Source organism: Blastococcus sp. SYSU DS0617 (assembly GCF_054051075.1).
Genome location: NZ_JBJHAO010000011.1, coordinates 1 through 20,700 on the forward strand (window position 1 = coordinate 1; position 20,700 = coordinate 20,700).

Annotated in this window: 13 protein-coding genes; 5 read left to right on the forward strand and 8 right to left on the reverse strand. The window is 66.9% G+C overall.

Going from position 1 to position 20,700, the window contains the following annotated elements; translation table 11 throughout:
- Positions 1–1,386: MFS transporter (locus ACI793_RS13120; protein ID WP_456606812.1), on the reverse strand; the 1,386-nt coding region annotated here is incomplete at its 3' end.
- 12 nt (positions 1,387–1,398) lie between these two features.
- Here ACI793_RS13120 and ACI793_RS13125 point away from each other — a divergent pair.
- The 3 genes from ACI793_RS13125 (at position 1,399) to ACI793_RS13135 (ending at position 6,501) form a co-directional block, all read left to right on the forward strand.
- Complete coding sequence (locus ACI793_RS13125; RefSeq protein WP_456606813.1) at positions 1,399–2,217, forward strand: DUF4839 domain-containing protein; 819 nt, start codon at positions 1,399–1,401, stop codon at positions 2,215–2,217.
- 142 nt (positions 2,218–2,359) lie between these two features.
- Complete coding sequence (locus ACI793_RS13130) at positions 2,360–5,659, forward strand: TM0106 family RecB-like putative nuclease (protein ID WP_456606814.1); 3,300 nt, start codon at positions 2,360–2,362, stop codon at positions 5,657–5,659.
- A 95-nt stretch (positions 5,660–5,754) separates the two neighbouring features.
- Entirely contained in the window at positions 5,755–6,501 is a 747-nt protein-coding gene (locus tag ACI793_RS13135; RefSeq protein ID WP_456606815.1) for an enoyl-CoA hydratase/isomerase family protein, read from the forward strand.
- A 169-nt stretch (positions 6,502–6,670) separates the two neighbouring features.
- Here the strand turns inward: ACI793_RS13135 and ACI793_RS13140 are convergent, their stop codons facing one another.
- The gene (locus ACI793_RS13140; protein WP_456606816.1) at positions 6,671–7,492 is read right to left on the reverse strand and encodes an ABC1 kinase family protein; all 822 of its coding nucleotides are present in this window, start codon (positions 7,490–7,492) and stop codon (positions 6,671–6,673) included.
- Positions 7,493–7,808: 316 nt separating this feature from the next.
- Complete coding sequence (locus ACI793_RS13145; protein WP_456606817.1) at positions 7,809–8,171, reverse strand: DUF1330 domain-containing protein; 363 nt, start codon at positions 8,169–8,171, stop codon at positions 7,809–7,811.
- A 265-nt stretch (positions 8,172–8,436) separates the two neighbouring features.
- Here ACI793_RS13145 and ACI793_RS13150 point away from each other — a divergent pair, with 265 nt between their 5' ends.
- Both ACI793_RS13150 and ACI793_RS13155 read left to right on the forward strand, forming a co-directional pair.
- Entirely contained in the window at positions 8,437–8,937 is a 501-nt protein-coding gene (locus ACI793_RS13150; protein WP_456606818.1) for a hypothetical protein, read from the forward strand.
- Between the two features lie 179 nt (positions 8,938–9,116).
- Positions 9,117–9,335, forward strand: a complete 219-nt coding sequence (locus ACI793_RS13155; RefSeq protein WP_456606819.1) for a hypothetical protein — start codon at positions 9,117–9,119, stop codon at positions 9,333–9,335.
- Between the two features lie 430 nt (positions 9,336–9,765).
- Here the strand turns inward: ACI793_RS13155 and dpdD are convergent, their stop codons facing one another.
- From dpdD to dpdH, 5 genes are read right to left on the reverse strand one after another with little or no spacing between them, the layout of a single operon-like run.
- Positions 9,766–11,973: a protein DpdD gene (dpdD, locus tag ACI793_RS13160; RefSeq protein WP_456606820.1), complete on the reverse strand. Its 2,208-nt coding sequence runs from the start codon at positions 11,971–11,973 to the stop codon at positions 9,766–9,768.
- Positions 11,970–12,488 (reverse strand): phospholipase D-like domain-containing protein DpdK, encoded by a 519-nt coding sequence (dpdK, locus tag ACI793_RS13165; RefSeq protein WP_456606821.1) that lies wholly within the window; start codon positions 12,486–12,488, stop codon positions 11,970–11,972. The genes dpdD and dpdK overlap by 4 nt, the downstream gene beginning before the upstream one ends.
- A complete protein-coding gene (gene dpdJ, locus ACI793_RS13170; RefSeq protein ID WP_456606822.1) occupies positions 12,485–16,981 on the reverse strand; it encodes a protein DpdJ in 4,497 nt (1,498 codons plus the stop codon). Before dpdJ ends, dpdK begins: the two co-directional genes overlap by 4 nt.
- Entirely contained in the window at positions 16,978–17,682 is a 705-nt protein-coding gene (locus ACI793_RS13175) for a hypothetical protein (protein WP_456606823.1), read from the reverse strand. The genes dpdJ and ACI793_RS13175 overlap by 4 nt, the downstream gene beginning before the upstream one ends.
- Positions 17,679–20,696, reverse strand: a complete 3,018-nt coding sequence (gene dpdH / locus ACI793_RS13180; RefSeq protein WP_456606824.1) for a protein DpdH — start codon at positions 20,694–20,696, stop codon at positions 17,679–17,681. The genes ACI793_RS13175 and dpdH overlap by 4 nt, the downstream gene beginning before the upstream one ends.
- Between the last annotated feature and the right edge of the window lie 4 nt (positions 20,697–20,700).

A 20,700-nucleotide genomic window follows, 5' to 3' on the forward strand; every position in this document is an offset into this window, starting at 1 on the left:
GGGGGGGAGGACGAGGCCGGTCTCCACGCCGAGCCGGTCGACGACCACCCCGGTGCCTGCGGAGGCGAGCGCCTGGCCGACGACGACGGCGGAGCCGAGCATCGTCATGGTGGTCGCCGATCGGCCGGCCGGGCTGAGCTGCGCGGCGAGGCTGTAGAGGGTGACCAGGGTCGGGCCGATGCCGAGCCCGAGGACCGCCAGGGCGACGACGAGGCCGGTGACCGACCGCGCGGACGCGAAGGCGATCGCGGCGGCGAGGAGCACCGTGCCGAAGATCAGCCAGCGGGCGCGGAGGGTGAACCGGACCGGGAGGGCGGCCGAGCCGAGCGCGAGCACGGCCGAGCCGATGCCCATGACGCCGTAGAGCAGGCCGGCGCGGTCGCCGTCGCCGTCGGCGGCGAGGAAGCCGGTGAGGCTCGTCAGCGTGGCACCGAAGAAGAGGCCGACGCCGAGCGTGCCGACGACGACGGTGGCGAGCGGGAGGCGGACGAGCTCGCGGACCGGGGCCTGGGGTGCTTGTGGCTGGTCGGTGGGCGGCTGGACCCGGCCGGTGGGGTGCAGGGCGAAGGCGGTGACGAAGACGAAGGTGAGGGCGGCGGCGCCGGCGATGGCCACCCACGGGGCGATGGCGCTGGCGAGGAGGCCGACGAGGAACGGGCCGACGATGAAGACGGTCTCGTCGGCGGCGGACTCGTAGGCCATGGTGCCGCTGAGCGTCTTCTCCTGGCGGTCCCGGTCGATGTGCCGCCGGATGAGGGCGACGAGCCGGGTGCGGGACATGGGCCCCACCTGAGGTGCCAAGGCCCCGAGAAATACGGACATGGTGAGAACGGTGGCGTCAGCGGCCGAACTAATGACGACGAGGGGAAAGACTCCCAACAAGACTGCGTGTATCAGCCCAAGGGGAACGAGCACCCGACGCTGTCCCAAGCGGTCGGCCGCGGCGCCGATGAGTGGTCCACCCAGCGCCGTACCGATGCCTGCTGCCGCAGAGTTGAGTCCGCCGAACGTGACCGATCCTCGTTCGACGACAACGAGCGTCAAGACACCAACAGTCACCATCGCGTAAGGCATGCGCGCCAGGAAGGTGGTGGGGAAGTACGTGGGTCCGGCGTACCGGAGGAGCGAGCTGTCGGTGCGGAACATGACCTCGGTGCATCTGCGGATCAGGCGTGCCGCCTTGATCCGCCGGCGAGGCCGACAGCAGGTAGATGCACGAGACGTCTCGGAACGGCTGTGGACTCTACCGGGAACGGTGCGCGGCCAGAGGCGGCTTGCCTGACACTTCTGAGAGGGCTGGCGGCTGCTGCTACTGCCGTGTCGCGAGGGATGAGACAAGCGCGAAGTCAGCCGAGCGGCACCCACGTAGTTCCGATACGCGCGCATACCGTCCCCGCCGTGGCTGACGACGCGCAGTACGAGTACACGTCCGTGCAGGCGATCCGGGGCACCGAGGCGAAGGTCATCGCGAAGTGGGTGAGGGACGGCTGGGAGGTCGACAGCCGGGACCAGGGATTGTTGCGGACCGCGCTGACCCTCCGTCGCGTGAAGCCGACGACGCTCGCCTCCCGCGCCTTGGCGGCCTTCCGCAGCCTGGAGCCGAAGGTGCAGCGGGGCGTCCTGGCGGGGACGGGTGCGTTCGTCGTGCTCGTGATCGCCGGCGGTGTCGTTGCCGGTATGCAGGCAGGGGGCGGCGTTCCTGCAGCGGCCGCGGTGGCGACCGACCCTGTCGCTGAGGCCGCGCCGAGCGAGAAGCCGTCGGAAGACGCTGCTCAGATGTCAGAAGCGACCACGGCGGCACCCGTCGCTACGTCACCCGCCGTCGAGGAGATTCTGACGGTGGAGAACAACGCTGATCTCGCAGCGCTGGTGGTGCTCACGGATCCGGGCGCAGCCGCCGTCGGGAAGTTTGCGGCCGAGTACCGGGGCCGGACCATCGAGTTCGACGGGAACATCGCCTACATGAACACCCATGGCGGTTACACGACGAGGTACGACCTGCTGATCGGCACCGGCGATTACAGCGAGACGACTTCGCCAGGGCCCAACTTCCAGTTCCAGGACGTCAACATCACCAACGACCTGCACCTCGCCGGTCCGAACATCCCGGACACCATCGGCATCGGAGACAACCTCCGCGTCGTTGCACGCGTCGGCGACTACAACGGCACGCAGGCGCTCCTCTTCCTCGAGCCGGTGCGCACCGAGGTGCGCTAATCGGAGCGGCGGTGACCGAGGCCGCCACACTTCGCGCGGTCACCCGACCGGGGGATCCGGATCCGGAACATGTCACTAGCGTCCGGTCTGATCCGCGTCGAGGCCGCCGGGGCGCCTCCACGGACGACGGAGGATGCAGGCGATGCAGCGACTCGACGGGCGGCTGGTGCTCAGCCCGACCGACCTCACCGCCCACCAGGAGTGCCGGCACCTGACCCGCCTCGACCTGGGCGTTGCCGCGGGGGAGTGGACCGCGCCGGCCGAGGCGACCGCGCCCGAGGTGCAGTTCGTCTTCGATCGGGGCCTGGAGCACGAGCGGAAGTACCTCGCGTCGCTGGTGGCCGCCGGTCTTTCCGTCACCGAGATCGCGGGCGGCTCCGGGCTCGAGGGACGACGGCGGGCGGAGGTCGAGACGGTCGAGGCGATGCGCAGCGGCGTCGACGTCGTCTACCAGGGGACGTTCTTCGACGGCGCCTGGGGCGGGCAGGCCGATTTCCTGCTGCGCGTCGAGACGCCGTCCCCGGTGTTCGGCGACTGGTCGTACGAGATCGCCGACACCAAGCTCGCCCGGAAGCTCAAGGTGGCGGCACTGCTGCAGATGGCCACCTACGCCGAGCGGCTGACGCTTCTGCAGGGGGTGCAGCCGGCATTCGTGCACGTGGTCACCGGCGACGGCGAGTCGCGGCCGTGGCGGCTGGTCGACGTCGCCGCGTACGCCCGGCGGGCGCGGGCCCGGCTGGAGGGCTTCGTCGCCGCGCCGCCGCAGACCGGGCCCTCGCCGATCAGCCACTGCGAGCAGTGCCGCTGGGCCGAGCGGTGCAACGCCGAGCTGCGGGAGTCCGACGACCTCGGCCTGGTCGCCGGCATGCGCGGCGACCATCGCGACGCGCTGCGGGCGGTCGGCATCCCGACGATGGCCGCACTGGCGGCTGCCTCACCGGAGCTGCTGCGGGAGTCGGGCATCGGCGTCGACGCGCGGGCCCGACTGCAGCAGCAGGCCGCCGAGCAGCTGAAGGAGAGGCAGTCCGGGCAGCCGTCGCGGACGCTGCTCCCGCCGGTCGACGGGCTCGGGCTGCTGCGGCTGCCGCCGCCGAGCCCCGGCGACCAGTACCTCGACTTCGAGGGCGACCCGTGGTTCGAGGACGGCACGGGGCTGGAGTACCTCGCCGGGCTCGGCGACCGGTCGGGTGCGTTCACCGCGCTGTGGGCGCACGACCGGCCGGCGGAGAAGCAGATGGTCGCCGAGCTGATCGACCGGCTGGTGGCCGCGGCTGCGAGCGACCCGGGCATGCACGTCTACCACTACGCGCCCTACGAGGTCACCGCGCTCAAGAAGCTGGCCGGCGGCTACGGCGTGCGCGAGGCGGAGCTCGACCAGCTGCTGCGCGAGGAGCGGTTCGTCGACCTCTATCCCGTCGTCCGGCAGTCGATGCGGATCAGCAAGGAGTCGTACTCGATCAAGAAGGTCGAGGCGTTGTACGGCCGGGAGCACGGGGGAGAGGTGGCCAGCGCGCTGGGCAGCGTCCTGGAGTACGAGGCCTGGCTGGCCGACGGCGACGACGCCCGGCTGGCCGCGATCGAGTCGTACAACAAGGACGACGTCGACTCCACGCGGGAGCTGCACGACTGGCTGGAGGCCCAGCGCGCGGAGCTCGAGGCAATGCACGGGGTGCTGCCGCGGCCGTCGTGGGTGACCGCCGAGCCGGACCCCGCGGTCACCGACGCGCAGGCCGCCGAGCTGGAGCTCGCCGACCGCTTGCACGACGCCGGGCACGGGCTGCTGGGCGACCTAGTCGGCTGGCACCGGCGCGAGGACAAGCCGGCCTGGTGGGAAGTCTTCCGGTTGCGGACGCTGGACCGAGAGGCGCTCATCGACGACGGCTCTGCGCTGGGCGGGCTGTCCTTCGAGCGGTACGTGGGTCCGGACAAGCGCAGCCACCTGTACGAGTACGCGTTCCCGGTGCAGGACACCAAGCTCTCGGTCGGCGACGAGGCGCTGGACGTGGACACCGCGAAGAAGGCCGGAACGGTGTTCGACCTCGACATCGCCACTTGTCGACTTGTCCTCAAGACGACGTCGGCCGAGCCGCCGCAGCCGCGCGGGCTGGGACCAGGCGGGCCGTTGAACACTCGCGGTCTCCGGGAGGCGATCGCGGCGACCGGCGACGACGTGCTGGCCGGCCGGGGCTGCCTGGGGCAGGCGCTGGTCGAGCGGCGCGTTCCCGCGGGAACCCCGCTGCGCGAGGGCGAGTCGACGACCGACGCCATCGTGCGGCTCGGGCTGGCGCTGGACGGCGAGGTGCTGGCCATCCAGGGCCCGCCCGGGAGCGGCAAGACGACGGCGGCGGCCGCGCTGATCCGGGCGCTGCTGGACGCCGGCAAGAAGGTCGGCGTCACGGCGACCTCCCACGCCGTCATCGGCAACCTGCTGAAGGCGGTCGGGCGGCCGGCGCTCCAGAAGTGCACCGAGGACCAGCACTGCGGCGCGGCCGGTGTGGCGTGGTCTGCGGACAACGACGTCGTCACGCGGGCGCTGGTGGACGGCGATGTGAACCTGGTGGGTGGAACGGCGTGGTTCTGGACGCGGGCCGACGTCGCCGAGGCCGTGGACGTGGACGTGCTGGTGGTCGACGAGGCCGGGCAGTTCTCGCTGGCCAATGCGGTGGCGGTGGCGCGGGGTGCGCGGTCGATGGTGCTGCTGGGCGACCCGCAGCAGCTCGCGCAGCCGTCGCAGGCGGTGCACCCGGGGGCGTCGGGTGCCTCGGCGCTGGAGCACCTGCTCGACGGGCAGGCGACCATCCCGGCCGACCGCGGCGTCTTCCTAGACCGGTCGTACCGGATGCACCCGGGCCTGACGGCGTTCGTGTCGGAGCTGGCCTACGAGGGCCGGCTGCGGTCGGCCGACGGTCGGGACCGGGTGGCGGTGCTGGGGGAGGGGCCGCTGTCGGGAAGTGGGATGCGGGTGCTGCCAGTGGCGCACGAGCGGACCTGCGCGGACAAGAGCCAGCAGGAGGCCGACGCCGTGGCGCGGCTGTGGCACTCGGTCCAGGGCTCGACGTGGCGGAACCACGAGGGGGAGGAGGCACCCATCGGGCCGACCGACGTGCTCGTGATGGCGCCGTACAACGCCCAGGTGGCGCTAATCAAGGCGGCGCTGCCGGACGGCGCTCGGGTCGGGACCGTGGACAAGTTCCAGGGCCAGGAGGCGCCGGTGGTCCTGTACTCGATGACGAGCAGCAGCGCTGACGATGCGCCGCGCGGTGTGTCGTTCCTGTACGACCTGCACCGGCTCAACGTGGCGATGTCGCGGGCGCAGGCGCTCGCGTGCGTGGTGCTGAGCCCGGAGCTGCTGGACGCGCCGGTGCGGACGCCGGACCAGCTGCGGAAGGTGAACGCGCTGTGCCGGCTGGTGGAGTCGGCGAGCGAGGTGGCGCTGAGCTGACCGCGTCGCGCGGGCCTGTGGGGCGCGTGGTCTGATGCGTGACAGAGGTTGGTGGCCGGCGTCAGGGCTTGGCCGCTCGGTTGGAAGGTGGGCTCGTGGCCGGATCCGGTGAAGTGCTGCTCGAGGTGGACGGCGGCGTCGCGATCGTGACGCTGAACGCTCCGGACCGGCGCAACGCGCTGACCCCTGGGATGGCCGACGAGCTGATCGCGACGTTCGACGAGGTGGACACCAAGTCCGAAGTCGGTGCGCTGGTCATCCGCGGCGTCGGCAAGTCCTTCTGCGCCGGCGGCGATGTCGCGACGCTGACGAACGCCGGCAAGGACCCGGCCGCGGCCGACGCCTACGAGGGCATGGGGAAGATCTACGACTCCTTCTACCGGCTGGGCCAGGTGCGCGTGCCCACCGTGGCGGCGGTGCGCGGTTCCGCGGTGGGCGCCGGCATGAACATGCTGCTGGCCGCCGACCTGCGGATCGTGGCCAAGGACGTGCGGCTGCTGGCCGGCTTCCTGCGGCGGGGGATGCACCCGGGCGGCGGGCACTTCGTCATCCTCTCCCGGCTGATCGGCCGCGAAGCCGCGGCGGCGATGGCGCTGTTCGGCGAGGAGATTAACGGCGACAAGGCCGTCGAGCTCGGGCTGGCCTGGGAGGCGCTGGATGACGCCGCGGTCGAGGACCGCGCGATCGAGCTGGCTCAGCGCGTCGCTGCCGACCCGGAGCTGGCGCGAGTGGCGGTCGGCAACTTCCGTAAGGAAGTCGTCAACGGAGCAATCCCCTGGGACGTTGCTATGCAGTCCGAGCGCCCCGCCCAGATGTGGTCGATGCGCCGCTCGGCTCAGTAGCCGGGCAGCCATCGACGCAGCTCGCCGTCCACCGCGACGGTGGCGTTCAGCGAGCAGAGGACGCCGACCAGCCCGGCGGCCACCCGCTGCAGCAGCAGGTAGTGCGGGGGGATCGACAGCTTCCGCTGGGTGCGCTGGGCGGCGGCGAGCGGGTCGGAGGCTCGCCGGGTCAGCTCCTGCAGCCAGCCGCGGGTGAACGTGTACCGCTGCGCAGCGGCTGCAGGTACGGGTCGAGCAGCGTGAGCAGGGCGGCCGGCGTCACGTCGTCCGGTCGCAGCAGGTGGGCCGAGGCGGCGATGCGGTGCAGTTCCGCGGCGTCGCCGTCCCGCCCGGCGGCGAGCAGCGGGCCGAACCGGGGCGGCCAGCCGCGCGGCATGGGCTGGTTCGACCCGAAGTCGAGGACGGCGAGCCGGCCGTCGTCCATCAGCCGGAAGTTGCCGGGGTGCGGGTCGCCGTGCAGGCGATGGGCAAGCGCCGGGCCAGAGGTGAACAGGTGCACGAGGGCCGTGCCGCAGCGGTCGCGGTCCTCCTGGGTGCCGTGGGCGATGGCGCGGGACACGGGAGTGCCGTCGATCCACCGGGTCACGAGCACCTCGCCCTCGACGGCCAGCACTTCCGGCACGAGCACGTCGGGGTCGCCGCGGTAGGCGTCGGCGAAGACGGTCTGGGCCTCTGCTTCGCGGGCGTAGTCGACCTCCTCGACGAACCGTGCGCGCAGCTCGGTGAAGAACTCGCGGACGTCGAGGTGGGGGACCGCGGCCTTCATGATCGGTGAGAGCCCCTGCAGCATGCCGAGGTCGGCAACCAGCGCCTCGGCGGCGCCCGGGTACTGGACCTTGACGGCCACCGGCGTGCCGTCGGCCCAGGTGGCGCGGTGGACCTGCCCGATGCTGGCGGCCGCGGCGGGCCGGTCGTCGAAGTCGCGGAAGCGTTCTCGCCACTGCGGACCGAACGACGCTTCGAGCTGCTCGTGGACGCGCGCGGCCGGCATGGGCGGCGCCGCCTACTGCAGCCGGACGAGCGTCTCGCGGTAGGAGCCGGCCAGCTGCTCGGGCAGGGCGGCCTCCATGGCGGAGAGCGCCTGGCCCATCTTCATGGCACCGCCCTTGAGGTGGCCGAGGGTGGCGAACAGCTGCTCGGCGGTGCGTCGCTGGACCTGCTCGGCGACGAGTTCCGCCGGGCGGCCGCCGAGGCGCTTGCCGAGACCGAGAGCCGTGCGGCCGGCGTAGGCGGCCGGAAGTGCGGCGAGACGCGCCGTCCGGGCGAGGCGGCCTCGCGCCGGCGTCCCCTCGTCCCGACCGGCATGGCTACCAGGGGGTGGTCGGTTGGAGCACGGCCTTGGTGAGCGCCTGGGTCCGCAGGTGGGTGACCTCCTGGTACTCGGGGTCGGCGATCATGCGGCTGAACGCCTCGTGGGAGGGATAGCGGACGAGCAGGACGACGTCCCAGTCCTGGCCCTGCTCGGTGACGAGCGGCGTGCCGCCGTCCCCGGCGTAGGGAACCTCGCCGCCGTAGCGGGAAAGGAAGGTCTCGGAGAGGGCCTTGGCGTACTGGTCGTAGGACTCGCGGCCGCCCTCGGCGAAGCGGAGCAGGTTGAGCATGACCACGGGACCGCCCGGGTCCTCGTGGAGATAGCGCTTGAGGTCCGCACCGCGGGGGTCGATCGCCATGCGCCGACGCTACGGCGCTCCTCCTGAGTCCGTCAGACCGTTTCCGGGACCCGCAGATGGGCGACGGCGAGGTCCATCTCGGCGATGTCGGTGATGCGGGCTCCCATGGCCTGGGCGAACTGCTCGCGCAGGCCTGCTTGCGGACCAGCGCGAGGGCGTCGCGGGTGTCGAAGGCGTTGACGCTGACCGTGCGACCGGTGCGCCGGTCGACCAGCATGCTCAGGCTGTTGAAGCCCATCAGGTCCTGCAGCCGCGGCATCAGGTTGTGCCGGTAGGCATCGAGGAGCTCGTTCAGGTGGTTCGGTGGGATGCGGGCCCAGGTGACCTGGGCGCCGGCGCCGTCCCCGGCCGGTCGTTCCCGGTGCAGGACGGCGATCTCCCACTCCTGGATGTCCAGGCCCTGGGCGCCGAGGGCCTGCATGAGCCGGATGGGGTGGACGTCCTCGGTGGCCGCGCGCATGGCGTCGGCGTCGGCCCAGGACGTCGTGACGATGCAGCGGCCGCTCTCGCGGTCGGTGAGCATCGACAGGCCGATGCAGCCGTCGGTCTGCTGGATGGCCGGCATTACCTCGTCACGCGTGAAGGCGATGCCGGCGTCGAGGTTGTCGGGGTCGGCCTCGATGGTGGTGGATCGAGCGTGCATGCCGCCGCACCTTCCGCTCGTGGCGGCGCCCCGGTGGCCTCGCCACTGGGGGCACACCTTGGCGGTGATCGACGTCGGCCGCAATGCCGTGACGGCCGGAGTTGGGCGCGCCGGTCATCGTGATGCGCGGTTCGGACACGGGCGTCACCTAGGGTTGGTGCCGCGTCCTTCCCCGTCTTCCGGCGCGCTCTGGCAGGTCCTTCGGTCGTTCTCGACCGGTGAGGACGGCGCCCGGCAGCAGCATGCGGTGGGGACGCCGAAACCGTCGTCCTGAGCTGAGGAGTTGCGCAGCGTTGTCCGGCATGCCGTCCAGTGGGATCTCCCACCCGATGACCACCGGCAACCTGATGGCCGACTGCGAACGCTGGTGCCGGGACAACCTGCGCCGCCGCGAGGTGTCGGCTGAGAGTGGGGCGACGCTCCGCCTGGTCGCCGCTCCGGCAGCCCCGCCGGCCTCAAGCCGCACCTTCCGCCCCGGTCCTGGTTGGCAGGTCATCCCGATCGCGCGCACCGGCACCTGAATCGAACCGCTGCCGCAGTCGCTGGACCCACCGCGACGTCTGATTGCCGCGCCCCAACTGTCCGGCCACGGACGCGGCGCCGCGCCTGGCGTCGGGGCGGGTCCGCTCGGCAGGAAGGCGGGCCCGTCGCCGAGTCCGACGAACTGCGTAGCGAATTGGACGGCGGCGTCGCGAGCGTGGCGCTGAACGCCCCAGACCGGCGCAGAGTTGACGCCTGGAGCGCGACGAGTCAATCGCAACCTTGGACGCAGATGTGGTCATGCGTCGATCGGTGCACTAAGGACCCGCCCTCGTCAGGCCTTCCATCCGCAGCCATCAAACACTGCTAGGACAGTCGGGCCTACCGCCTCGCCGTCTGCGCAGCCCAGGTACAGGACAAACTCGGTGGCGCCCTATTCTTCGGGATTGCGCGTACCTGCAGTTGCCCCACTCAGCCGTTGAATTCGGCGAGTGCCCGAAGGATCGCGGACGACCCTCGTGAGTTTACAAGGACGGTCGGAAGCGCTCCGCGGTGATCGGCGATGAAGGTGGTCGCAGCATGTTTCGCCGACGCCGTGACCACAACAAACACATCGGCGCTTTTGCTTAACTGGGCGAGTTGAGGACTGCCATCGTGTTCGCTGTTGGTCCTTACGTCGATGCTTGGCACGAACCGGCGCAAAACCTGCGACGCACGCACAATTGCCGTCTCGGTTAGGGAGTGTAGGACAACCCTTCTGCCGTCGAGGTACTGGTACGCGGCGGCTGGGTCGACGACGGCATCGGTCTTGTCCGGACGGAAGCCCGGAGGAACTTCCGTCCCAAGTTCGGCAGCAACAACATCAAGCGTTTCGATGTCGGTGCCATCGAGTGCTGTTCGGTAGGGGCGGAGACCTTCGATCGCGCTGAAGTAGAATGCGAGCGCTGCGTCGGTAGCGCCAGGTGCGGGGATAGACGTAAGCGCGATTAAGAGGTCGCACGCCCACGAGACCGTCGTTGACGCGACGTTGGTAGTCAGAATCTCAGCCGACCATTCGAGGAACTCCTCGTAAGAGTCGAGCCCGATGCCAGCAGTGCCGAGGGACTCCGCGAGTGCGAGTGTCTGGACTCGGACGCCTGCTGACGCCTTACCGCCGAGCGCAATAGCGGCAACGAGTCGAAGTGCAACAACCGAAGCCTCAGACGAGTCGAAGAGTTCGCTGTGCGCGGCAAGGAACTGGCCGCCGTTGTCGCCGAGCCTGGCAAGAGTGCTCTCGGAGGCATTCGACACCAGGGTTACAAATTGGGATGACGACAGAGGCTCCCACGACTGGATGGCGCTACTTGTGAGTTGCGGTGGCTCCGAGTCGGAACGGTTGAGCATCTCGAACCACTCGCTCCACCCACGTGCCGGTGCATCGCGCGTGATGGACTCGAGCCACTGAACATCGGCCTGAAACACCGGCGTCGTGGCAGAAACTTGCTCCCTCAGGCCACTCCTGTCGAGGTACGCGATGACCTTGGCTGCCCACTCGACACTCGAGAGTTGCCGGGCTGCGTGCACGAGTGCGCGACCTGCCTCCACGGACGGCTCGCCTGCAATGCCCAGTTCGATACAGGCAGCGAACTGGCCCTGGAGCATGAGAGCGACGATCCGTGCCGCCAGATCGGATGAGGATTGGTTGGGCGGGAATCGGACGGCGGACTCGGACGCCTGTGCTTCCGGAGCAAATGCTTCGACGATGCGGCGCAGGTGCTCGTCCAACCCCGGCTGGATCGTGGCCGCGACACCTATGAGATCGTCGACCGCTGGGTCATCTGTCGACGCGGTTGCGAGCAGACGGCAGACCAGTTCGACGACTGCTTCTGCGCGGGACTGTGGCGGAGCGCCGGTATAGAGGTCCCGAAGTGCGGGCTCGAGTGTTTCGGCGGACGCACGGAGGCTGGATTCCGCCCCTGCTTGATCGAGACCGCCGAATCGCTCGAAGTACAGCGCTGCTTGGATAGCTCGGGTGACACCCAAGGGGCGTCGCATCGCGAGCACGTGTTCCAGGGCCGGGTCGGCGAAGATCGCATGCCAGTCGCGCATGCCACCATGGACGCGGATGCGGAGGAAAGCCAGGTTCGCTTCGTCGAGGTCAGCCGACTGTTCGATTTCAGCCATGCATGCGGCCGCGAGTGCGCCGTCCCGGGCGGCGATCGCATAGCCGAGGTCGTCGAGGATTTCGACCGTTGTCCTGGGTGCATCGAACTGAGATGGCGGACGTCCGTTGGCAAGACGAGTGAGCATCGTCAGCGCGTTTCGGACCGCAATCTTGGCTTTTGTCGAGTCTGGCAGTGTTCGCGGCAGGACCTCGAACCGAATTGGTGGCACCTCAGCGTTGGCTAGCGTGGCATCAAAGCCGTCGGCGGGGTCGAGTTCACCTCGCCGCAGGGCGAGGTCGCTGTAGGTCGGACCGATCCACGCGTCGAGGAGTCCAAGCAGTTCCCGGCGCTGTCGCAGTGATGGGGCGAATGCGTACCAGTACGTGCTTCGTTGCCGGCCTCGCGGGAGGAACCCGATACCGCCTGCTCGGATGGTTGCCTGCCAACCGTCAAGCAGTGCTTGCATCGTGTGATCGACATCGGCCGGTTTGATGTCATTTCCTGGCCCGAAGAAATTGTCAAGAAGGCCACTCACGGGACGTGGTATCTCCTCTGGTAATCCAGGCGTGCGCGGGCTATGGCGTCAAGATCAGAGGTCACTGTGAGGCCCTCCTCGTTGACCGCCTGGCCAAAGTACGTGAAGTTCATGGAACCGTGGACGTGAAAGCGGTCGCTCAAGAGGCCCTTGTCATGGAGGTTGTCGCGAACGATGATCTCCGGGCGAGGGTCTGATGAGGGCAACTCGCTGATCCGGGAGCGAACGGGCGCATTCTTCTCATCGTCCCGGATGATGATCCGAACCCTGGTCCCGCGTCGAGCGAGCCCAGTAAGCACTTCCGTGAAACGAATGGGGCGCGCAGGCATGCCAGGGAGGACACTCCTGAACTGACCCGCGGAGTTGTCGATAACTACGATGTCGGAGATCCATGGTGACAGTACGAGCAGTTCGCCCGACGGGTCGAGCAACTCGGAAATTAGGAGCGTCTGAAGTAGATCGTTGACGAGTCGCGTCTGCCCGCCGCCGCGTGTTGCAATCCTCCGTGTACTCATAGTGCCAACTCCGCAAGTTCGAGAGATACCACTGCAGTGCCGGTAGGCAGATGCCGAATTTCAGTGATTCGCGGGTAGACCTGCAGGAAGTCTGTATCGATCGCCCTCGTTGTGAGCCCGACTAGAAGATCAGCAAGTTGCGCCGAGTGCTGCGGTCGGGCTGTCAGATGCGCCGATCCATGATGAGCGAGCAAATCGCGGACCTGACGGTCTGCGTCGTGCGACGCCACGTCAATCGCCCCGGCGTGAGCTGGGACCATCGAGCGGAGCAGGTCAGGTGCGGACGGGAGGGCGGACGCGTAGGGGTTGTAGGACTCCAGTTCGGTTGCCCGCAGTGTCCAACCCCGGGGCCAGAGGAGGCTCTGCATCGCGTCGATCCGATGCTGTTCACTCGCCGCAGCCCCAATCTGAAGCCCCGCGTCCAGGTCGGTTCGCTGACGCATGAGATATGTCCAGGCGCGCGACGGGATCTCGAAACCGACACGCTCCTCCTCTGCGCGCCATTCGTGCACGATCGTCTGAAGAGCCTGGTCCGTTGCTGTGGTCGATCCTGGCCGAAGGAGACGGTTTGCCAGGCACGACACGACGGACTGTTCGGCGCCGTACACGCCGGCCTTCCTCATCATCGCGACGACGCGCCCAAGGGTTGCGACGCGTTGCTCCTGAGTCTGAGCAGAGCGGTAGTCCGCGACGATCGATCCCCAGTCTGATGAAGAGTTGATCAGACGGACCAGTCGTTGCATGTGCGCGTCGACGAGTTCGTTCGAGGCAGGCTCCAACGCGCGAGCGACGAGGCGCAAGAATCGTCGCGGGTCGGGGCGGACTCGCGTAGCCAACGCTTCGATGAAGCCGCCGCCACCGATGGACGTCTCGGTCAGCCACACCTCGCCACTGCGCGCGTGGCCCTGCGCGTCGAGGCCGGGCTCAACATCGACATGAAGGCCCTCGGGATCATGCTCGGGACACATCTCGCGCGCTGCCCAGAGCATGGCTTGTCCGAATGTGCACGACACCCGCCGGTGCAGCCACGCCTGGAAGGGCTCGAGATCGGGCTCCCAGACCTGTCCAACGAGCTCGTCTAGGCGGGCTGCAACCGCCGGTTCGTGGAGCAACTGCGTGAGTCGTCGGCCGAGTCGGCTGACCGTCCCGTGGCCGTTCTGGTCGATGTCCGAGCTGCGGAACATCACTTCGAGGGTCGTTTGGAGGTTCTCGGAGAAGTTGGCACGCACTTCGCTGTACGCAGATTCGAGAGAGCACTGCTTCTCTACAGACGTCGTGAGCAACATGGCCTCAAGGGCTTCGAAGAGCCACGTCAGTTGGAAGGTGTTGACCTGCTCCAGGAGTTTGGCATCGGTGGTGATGAGGTGGCGGAACCATGCGCTCTTGAGACCGGGGGCGATGTCGGCTGGAACGTCGATTAAGGCCGGGAGTTCGAGGCGCACAGACATCGCATCCACGTCATAGGTTGCTCCCAGAGCGACGCGCTGTCCGTCGAGCGTGAATCGCGTCCGTACGCGTCGTTCCTCGCCGTTCTCCATCATCACGGCGGCTTCGGATTCGAGAGCTGCCCGTCGCGCCTCGACGTGCGCGTTCTGGGCATGCAAGAAGAACTGCGCTTCTGCGATGAAGCGGCCGATCGGGTCGCCCGTTGGGACTCGTATCGCGAGGCCCGGTCCGGTCTCAGTGAGTTGCGTCAACCAAGTCAGAACCGCGTTTGACGAGTCCCTGACATCATCGGGGACCAGGGCAACTTCGAGTCTGTCGGGTCTGATCAGACTAAGCGTCGACGGGGACCCCTCTATCTCGCCGAGAACGTCCGAGTCCCGGCTAAAAGCAGGGAGGATCGTTTCGATGTCGATAGCGGTTTGGCGGAGATGGGTTGGAATCGGGATCCAGTGGCGATGGCTGAGGTCGCGGGTGGCGAAGCGTCGAGAGACGCGGCCTGGTGCGAACTCGCGCAGCATCTGGGCCATACCCATCGCGTGCACTTCAGGGTCGGTTGCGTCGCGGCGCTGGGGCGGCACGAGGACGTATCCCTCAGGGAGCGCAAGGTCACTGAACAGGTTCTGTGGAAAGAAGTCGGGAAGGGGAGTCCCTCCCAACTTGTCCTTGCCCTGAATGAACCCATCCGTTGTGGCAACCGCCCACTCGGCCTTAAGCCGGCGTGCGAGTGTCGGTGCGGCAGCGAGAAGGACAGCGCGGGGTGGGTGCCAGAGGATCTCGTCGACCACGTTTATAGGCAGGAGGAGTGCGCTTGCGATCCACTGGCGAAGGCTGCGCTGTAGCAAGGGGTCGCGCAACACTTTGTCGAGCACGTTCGCGGTCGCGCGCTGAACCTCCAGTTGGTTCTGGCGAAACTTCCCGGTTCCGATGCTAGACAGGTCGCGCCAGACGTTGGCATACGGCTTCTGGGGGCGAACCTGATCTGCCAGCCAGTCCATCATCGCCAGCGCCGCCTGCATCCGAAGTACGGCGCGGTTCCGGATTGGCAGGACGAGTTGTGGCAGCACTGGGTCGAAGAGCGCATCCCAGGCTTCATACGTCGACCTGTCGCGCCCGTAGTCGGAGAGAACGACCGTTGTGTAAGGGCGCATGCCACGGGAGCGGCCCGCCCGACCCTTGCGCTGAAGGAAGGCTGCAACACCGCGTGGAGCCTTGTGCTGCAGTACGGCGCCGACGTCGGGGTCGTCGAAGCCCACTTCGAGCGAGGCGGTTGCCACGATCAACTGAGAGTCGACATCGACGCCAGCATCCTGCGACGTGGTTCGGCTCACCTTCAGTCCAGCAGTCTGGAACTGATGGCCAAGGGTGAGGGGAAGGTCCCAACTCTGGCCGGCCCGCCGCTGTGCCGCGACATCGCCGTTGATGGGTAGGCGCATGGAGGCAAGCGGTGGCTTCACTTGCCTGGCCTGCCGCCCGGAGTACCGCTGCCCTTCGGCATCGAGCAGATTGGAGAAGAGTCGGTTGGTCACGTCTAGGTCATCGGTGAAAACGAAGGCCTTGGTGCCGAGCAATCCCTGAGAAGTTCGTGCAGTGGGCGCGTCGAGGGTTCGCGGAAGCAGCATCGACGTCTGGATGGTCGTGGAAAGAACGCTGGCACCGCTTGTGGGATCGCTTCGCACCGCGATCATGTACTCGGCGCCCTCGTACTCCAGCTCGTCGGGCGCCGGCTCGATGCTCGCCACGTGTTCGTCGTCAACGCCCGTCAGATCACCGAAGTGACGGACGGCGTTGGCCAGTGTTGCCGACAGCCCGACGAAGCAGACGGGTGCCTGAACGCCGTGGTGCCAGCGGCGGATCGTCATGGCGGCCTGCGCGCCAGTGACCCCTTCGTAGGTGTGGATCTCGTCGAGAAGCATCAGGCGCGGCTTCTTCGCGGCTCCGACCCCGAGCACATGCCGCATCTCTAGGTTGCTGAGGTTGCGGTTGAGCATCTCGGTTGTGGTGAAGAGCAGGTCGGGCGGCGACTCACTCATCCGCTTACGCGTCAGCACGATGACGGATGAGTCGAACTGTCGACCGCATGTCCCGCAGACCAACCGTTCTGTCCCGCGGTCGGCGTCTGCTTCAGGCCAGTAGAGAGTGCCCCGGCACACAGTCGCTCCGTCGCCCGGGCAGGTCAGCATCGGGCAGCGATAGCCCTGCGCCTGCTTGGCCCACGTTGAGTACGGCCCCTTGAGCCATGCGGGTGTAGTAGGGGTGTTGGCGTTGAGGACGCCCATCGTGAGTGGCCGGGAGTTGGCCTTGACAGCAACGTGGTCAAGTCTGCGGCCGTTGGCGAACGCGTTGGAGAACTGGTCGCGGAGTAGTTCATTGCGTGGGTACACCGCGACGGCACGAGTCCACGTGCTGGAGTCCTCAAGCGCGGTGAGGTACGCGAAAGCAGGCAGGTAGAACGCGAGGGTCTTGCCACTACCTGTGCCCGCGCCCACGACGGTGGCCGAGGTGGCCTGCGCGCTGAGTGCAGTCAGGATGCGTCGGGTTGCCCGTATTTGGAAGCCGGCAAGGTCAAAATTGCCCTCGCCCCGCTCGCGTGGCATCGACGTTAAGAGTCCGAGTACCTCTCTATACGTCGGTTGGCCGAGATCGCCGGTGAGAGCGGTGTCCCATTGCTGGTCTCGTTTGGGATATGCGCGTGGCCGCCTTGCGTATCGGAAGTCCGCCACGAGTTGAGCGCCGTGACGCCAGGCTGCCGTCGGAGTCCGCGAGAGAAAAATCTGTCGCAACCGCGCTAGCAGTCGCAGGGTCTCGCCGTTGCGCGTCCGCCAAAGCCCAGGGGAGGCGGAGTCGTCGTAGACGAGGAGGCCCTGCTGCTGGAGGATCTCCGCCAGGTCATCGGGCGTATCGAACTCGCCTGCGTCAAGGATCACTCTGTCGAGCACCTGGATGAGTTCGTCGTCCGTCAGACCGCCGTCCACCACGCCCCAACAGAGCAGGGGGTCCTCCAGCGATTCGAGTGCGTCGAGGGCGCTTGAGATCGTTGACTGCTTCACTTCAGTACGACCCGGAACCTTTCCAGGATGCCGAGCCTGCGAAGCTCGGCGACTACGTTACCGTTCAACTCTTCATACGGGACGCCATCGCTTTGCGCCCGGATTACGATGTCGGCGATCGCAGGATCGACCAGTCTGCCGATGCGTTCGCCACTGGAACTCAGGACGCGGATCGCTTCCTGCAATCTGTTCCAGTCACCTCTTTCGGGAACCATTTTGTTGCTGAGTGTGACTAGTGCCCCCTGTGCACGTTCGATATCGAGGCGGATCGCTTCGACATCCACCCCGCCCTGGTCAAGTGCGTCGAGGAGGTCCTCCTCGACGGAGGGTTGCTCGGAGGGCAGGGTGCCGGCCCAGGAATCGGCAACCCACTTCGCGGAGTTCTTGAAGAAGGACTCTAGAGTGCTGGTCTGCATTTTCACCGCGTCGAGTTTCGCGTCCACGGCCAGGTTTTCGACCGTATTGACCAAGTCTCCAACTATTGCAAGTGCGGAGGTGCGGTTCTGTTCATAGTCGCTCTGCTCGATGCCCGCCGATCGGAGTTCACCCCGGCCGACTATGACACGGGGGGCGTTCGACGCCGCGCTCTGAATACGATCTCGGAGTGACGTGAACTCGCCGGCCCGACTCCGAATTTTGTCCTCGTCGTCTGCCGCGATCGCGCGAAGTTGCAGTTGGTTGATTCGATCAATGAAGGTCATCCCGCGCCTTCCGATTCGTCAGTTGAGGAGAGGAACCCTTCAACGCTCCGCAGAGTGGTTACGAGCGCACCCCTGGCCTCGTCGTACTCGAGTTGGGCAGCCGTATTGGCACCGCCTCCGAATTTTGCCTCCAACGCCTGCACAGCGCGCGTTGCGAGCGCAAGCCACTGTCGGACGCGAGCAGCAGAGCCGTCCCAATCATCCGTGAGTAAGCGGACTCGGTCGTCCGCTGACAACTGATCCCAGGTGTCTAGCTTGGCTCGGACGCCATCGACGCGACCTTGATCACCCGGCTTGATCGCCCTACCCGCCGCCGTGAGGTCAGCCTTGACAATCGCGCCAGGCAACTGCCCGGAGTTGGCTCGCTCAGCGACAAGCCCCTCGAGTCTCTTGATGACATCCGGAAGATCGCCACCCAGGTCACTGAGATCGGGGATCAATGCGGTTGCTTCATCCTTGGCATCGGACAGAGTTGCGAGTCGGGCCTGGACAGTCGTAGCCGTCTCCAGCAGGAGACCGGTCGAGGCCGGTAGGTCACTGCCGGCGTCCCTCCCGCGGAGCGCCTTGGTGACGCGAGGCAGGTCGAGCGCGAGCGGACTTCCCGTGGTGCCTTGGGTGAAGGACGCGAGCCTAAGCACCCGTTGCTGCAGGTGAGTGCGTGTGAGCCGTTGCGTGTCCGCCGAGATTCGCTGCTGCCACTGCTGGAGCTTTGGGCGCGACGCGTTCACGTCGGCCGACGCTGGAGCGAACAGCGCTCGAGTCCGGCTCAGAGCATCATCTTTGAATGCGTCCGCAATCCCGAGGGCCTTGCTCATCGCGAGCAGCGTGTGGGCAGCCACGACGAGTTCGGGATCGTCGCGCTTTTCCCGAGCAGGCACCAGCGCTTCGCTAACCCTTGCCGCCCAAGCACCGACCCGTTCCTCTGCGATGCGCTGGAGCACCTCGCCGTTCTCGACTGCACGCCAAGTTCCCGCTGAGTCCACCCAGGCAAGCGCTCGAAGGGCCCGGACGTCTTCCTTGCTGTCCCTTTCGATCGTGATGAGCGTGCCAGCACCTGCTTGGTCACCTATCGCAATGGCGGTCTGGGCCTCGAACGTTCTGTCCCACTGTCTCCCCGAGTTTGTCCACATCGAGCTACCGCCGAGTCCGTCCTCCAGGGCGAGTCGAGCCAGCACGGCGCCGTGGACGATCTGGCGCAATTGATTGCGTGGGCCCTGGCGGAGCAGTCCAGTTCCGCGCCAGCCGTCAATCGCTTGGACGAGCGCCGGCGCCTCAGCCTTCGTGACCGGGGATCGCGGCTTGGGGCGAGGCGAGGAAGTAGGTGCCGAGTCGGGTCGCAGGCCGGGTGCCGGACGCCGGGCTTCGTCCTCGAACGGGAGTGCCTCGATCGGCGGGATCCCGAATGCATCGTGGATCGTCGAATGGACATTCTGGGGACCCGAACCGTCGGCGCCCCAATAGCGGACGAGAACAACGCGGCGCTCCGAGAGTCCAGGGTCGCCGGCTGTAGCAAGGCGCTGTTCGTCCTCGATACTGTCCAGGTTCCCGATGGCACCAGCACGGAACGCATTGTCGAAACTAGTATTCGGGAACGCGCCCTCGTCAATTTCGTCATGCTGATTGAAAAGCACTGGGCGCAGTACGCGGGTCAGGAAGTCGCGAACGCTCAGTCGGTCGTCGACGAGTTTGCTCCGCACGGCCTTATCGAGCGCATGTCTATTGAAGGGAAAGAGGCCATAGCCGTCGACAGCGCCGAATGCGGTATGGCATGCGTCGTTGACGGGGCACTGCTCGCACGCGTTCGGGGTTTCGCGGCCATTGCGATGGGCTTCCTCGAGGGCTAGGTTGCCCGTGCGAATAGCATTCATGTAGCGCGAGGCAACAGCATCCGGGGCAAACGATACTCGAGGATTCGGGTCGTCCAGGTCGAAAACCTTGTAGACCCTTGTGTAAACAGTGTCAGGCATTTGATTAATGAAGTAGCCGGAGGTCACCGCCATCACCACGCGCATCGCGCAGACGCCGTTGTCCTGAGTGGGAATCAATGTGATGGCGTCGAGGAGTCCGCCCTGGATTCCCTGAAAGATCGAGAAGTCCTCGATAAGCAGGAGTAGCTCAAGGTTCAGCCTCCTGAGTTCGACACGAACTTCAACGAGAAGATCTTTAAGGTCGTCACCGCCCAGTCCGAACACCTGACTGACTGCAGGGTTTAGTTGCTCATTGAGCATCTTCGCGGCCAGTTCGCGCAACGATGGGTCACTCAGGGCAGAAGCAACGCTCGCTGCCGCCTCGCTTGCGCGTCTTGTGTCGTCGATAGTCATCGCGAGGTCGTCGGCGGTGAAGCCGAAGGCTTCTTCTTTGTCCTCTGCGCCCTTACCAGAGAGCTTCTCTCGTGCTAGGCGACTGATCGGACTTTGGATGTCGAAGATGCGGTTGCGGAAGACCGGGTCGCTCAGCAGTGCCGGGAGACCTTCACTCGAAGCGAGCCACTCACGCAACTCCTGCTCTTCAGCCGAGACGTCGGTCCGCATCCCTCGGGTCTCGATAAGGACCGCAAGTTCGCTTCTCAGCCGAAGTTTGGCTTCCTCCTCATCGGCGATACCGTCGACTGCCTTAGCGACCTTCTGACGCAGTTCCGTTGCATGTTCACTTGTGGCGCGATCGAGGATGAGGTCGAGGATGCCGCGCAATGACATCCGGTGTTTTGGTACAAAGATGACACGACGCGTGTCCGTCTCGGGTAGGCGTGCCCTCAACCACCGCACGAGGTGAGACTTGCCGGTACCCGAGCGACCGAGAATGGGTAGGACCGGTTGATCCGGCGGTTGCTCAAGGACCGCTGCCAGCAGTCCGTTCTCGTCAGTCCTCGTGATGCGCTTGGCGTTGGTGACAACGTCGCGCTGGAACACCGGTATGGAACTGTGGGTGGCCAGGAAGACGGCGTCGGTAGGGGTCTCCGCCTCGACTGGGATGACCTTCGTCGTTTCCTCCGCCGTCCAGCAGGCGGCCGGCATGGAA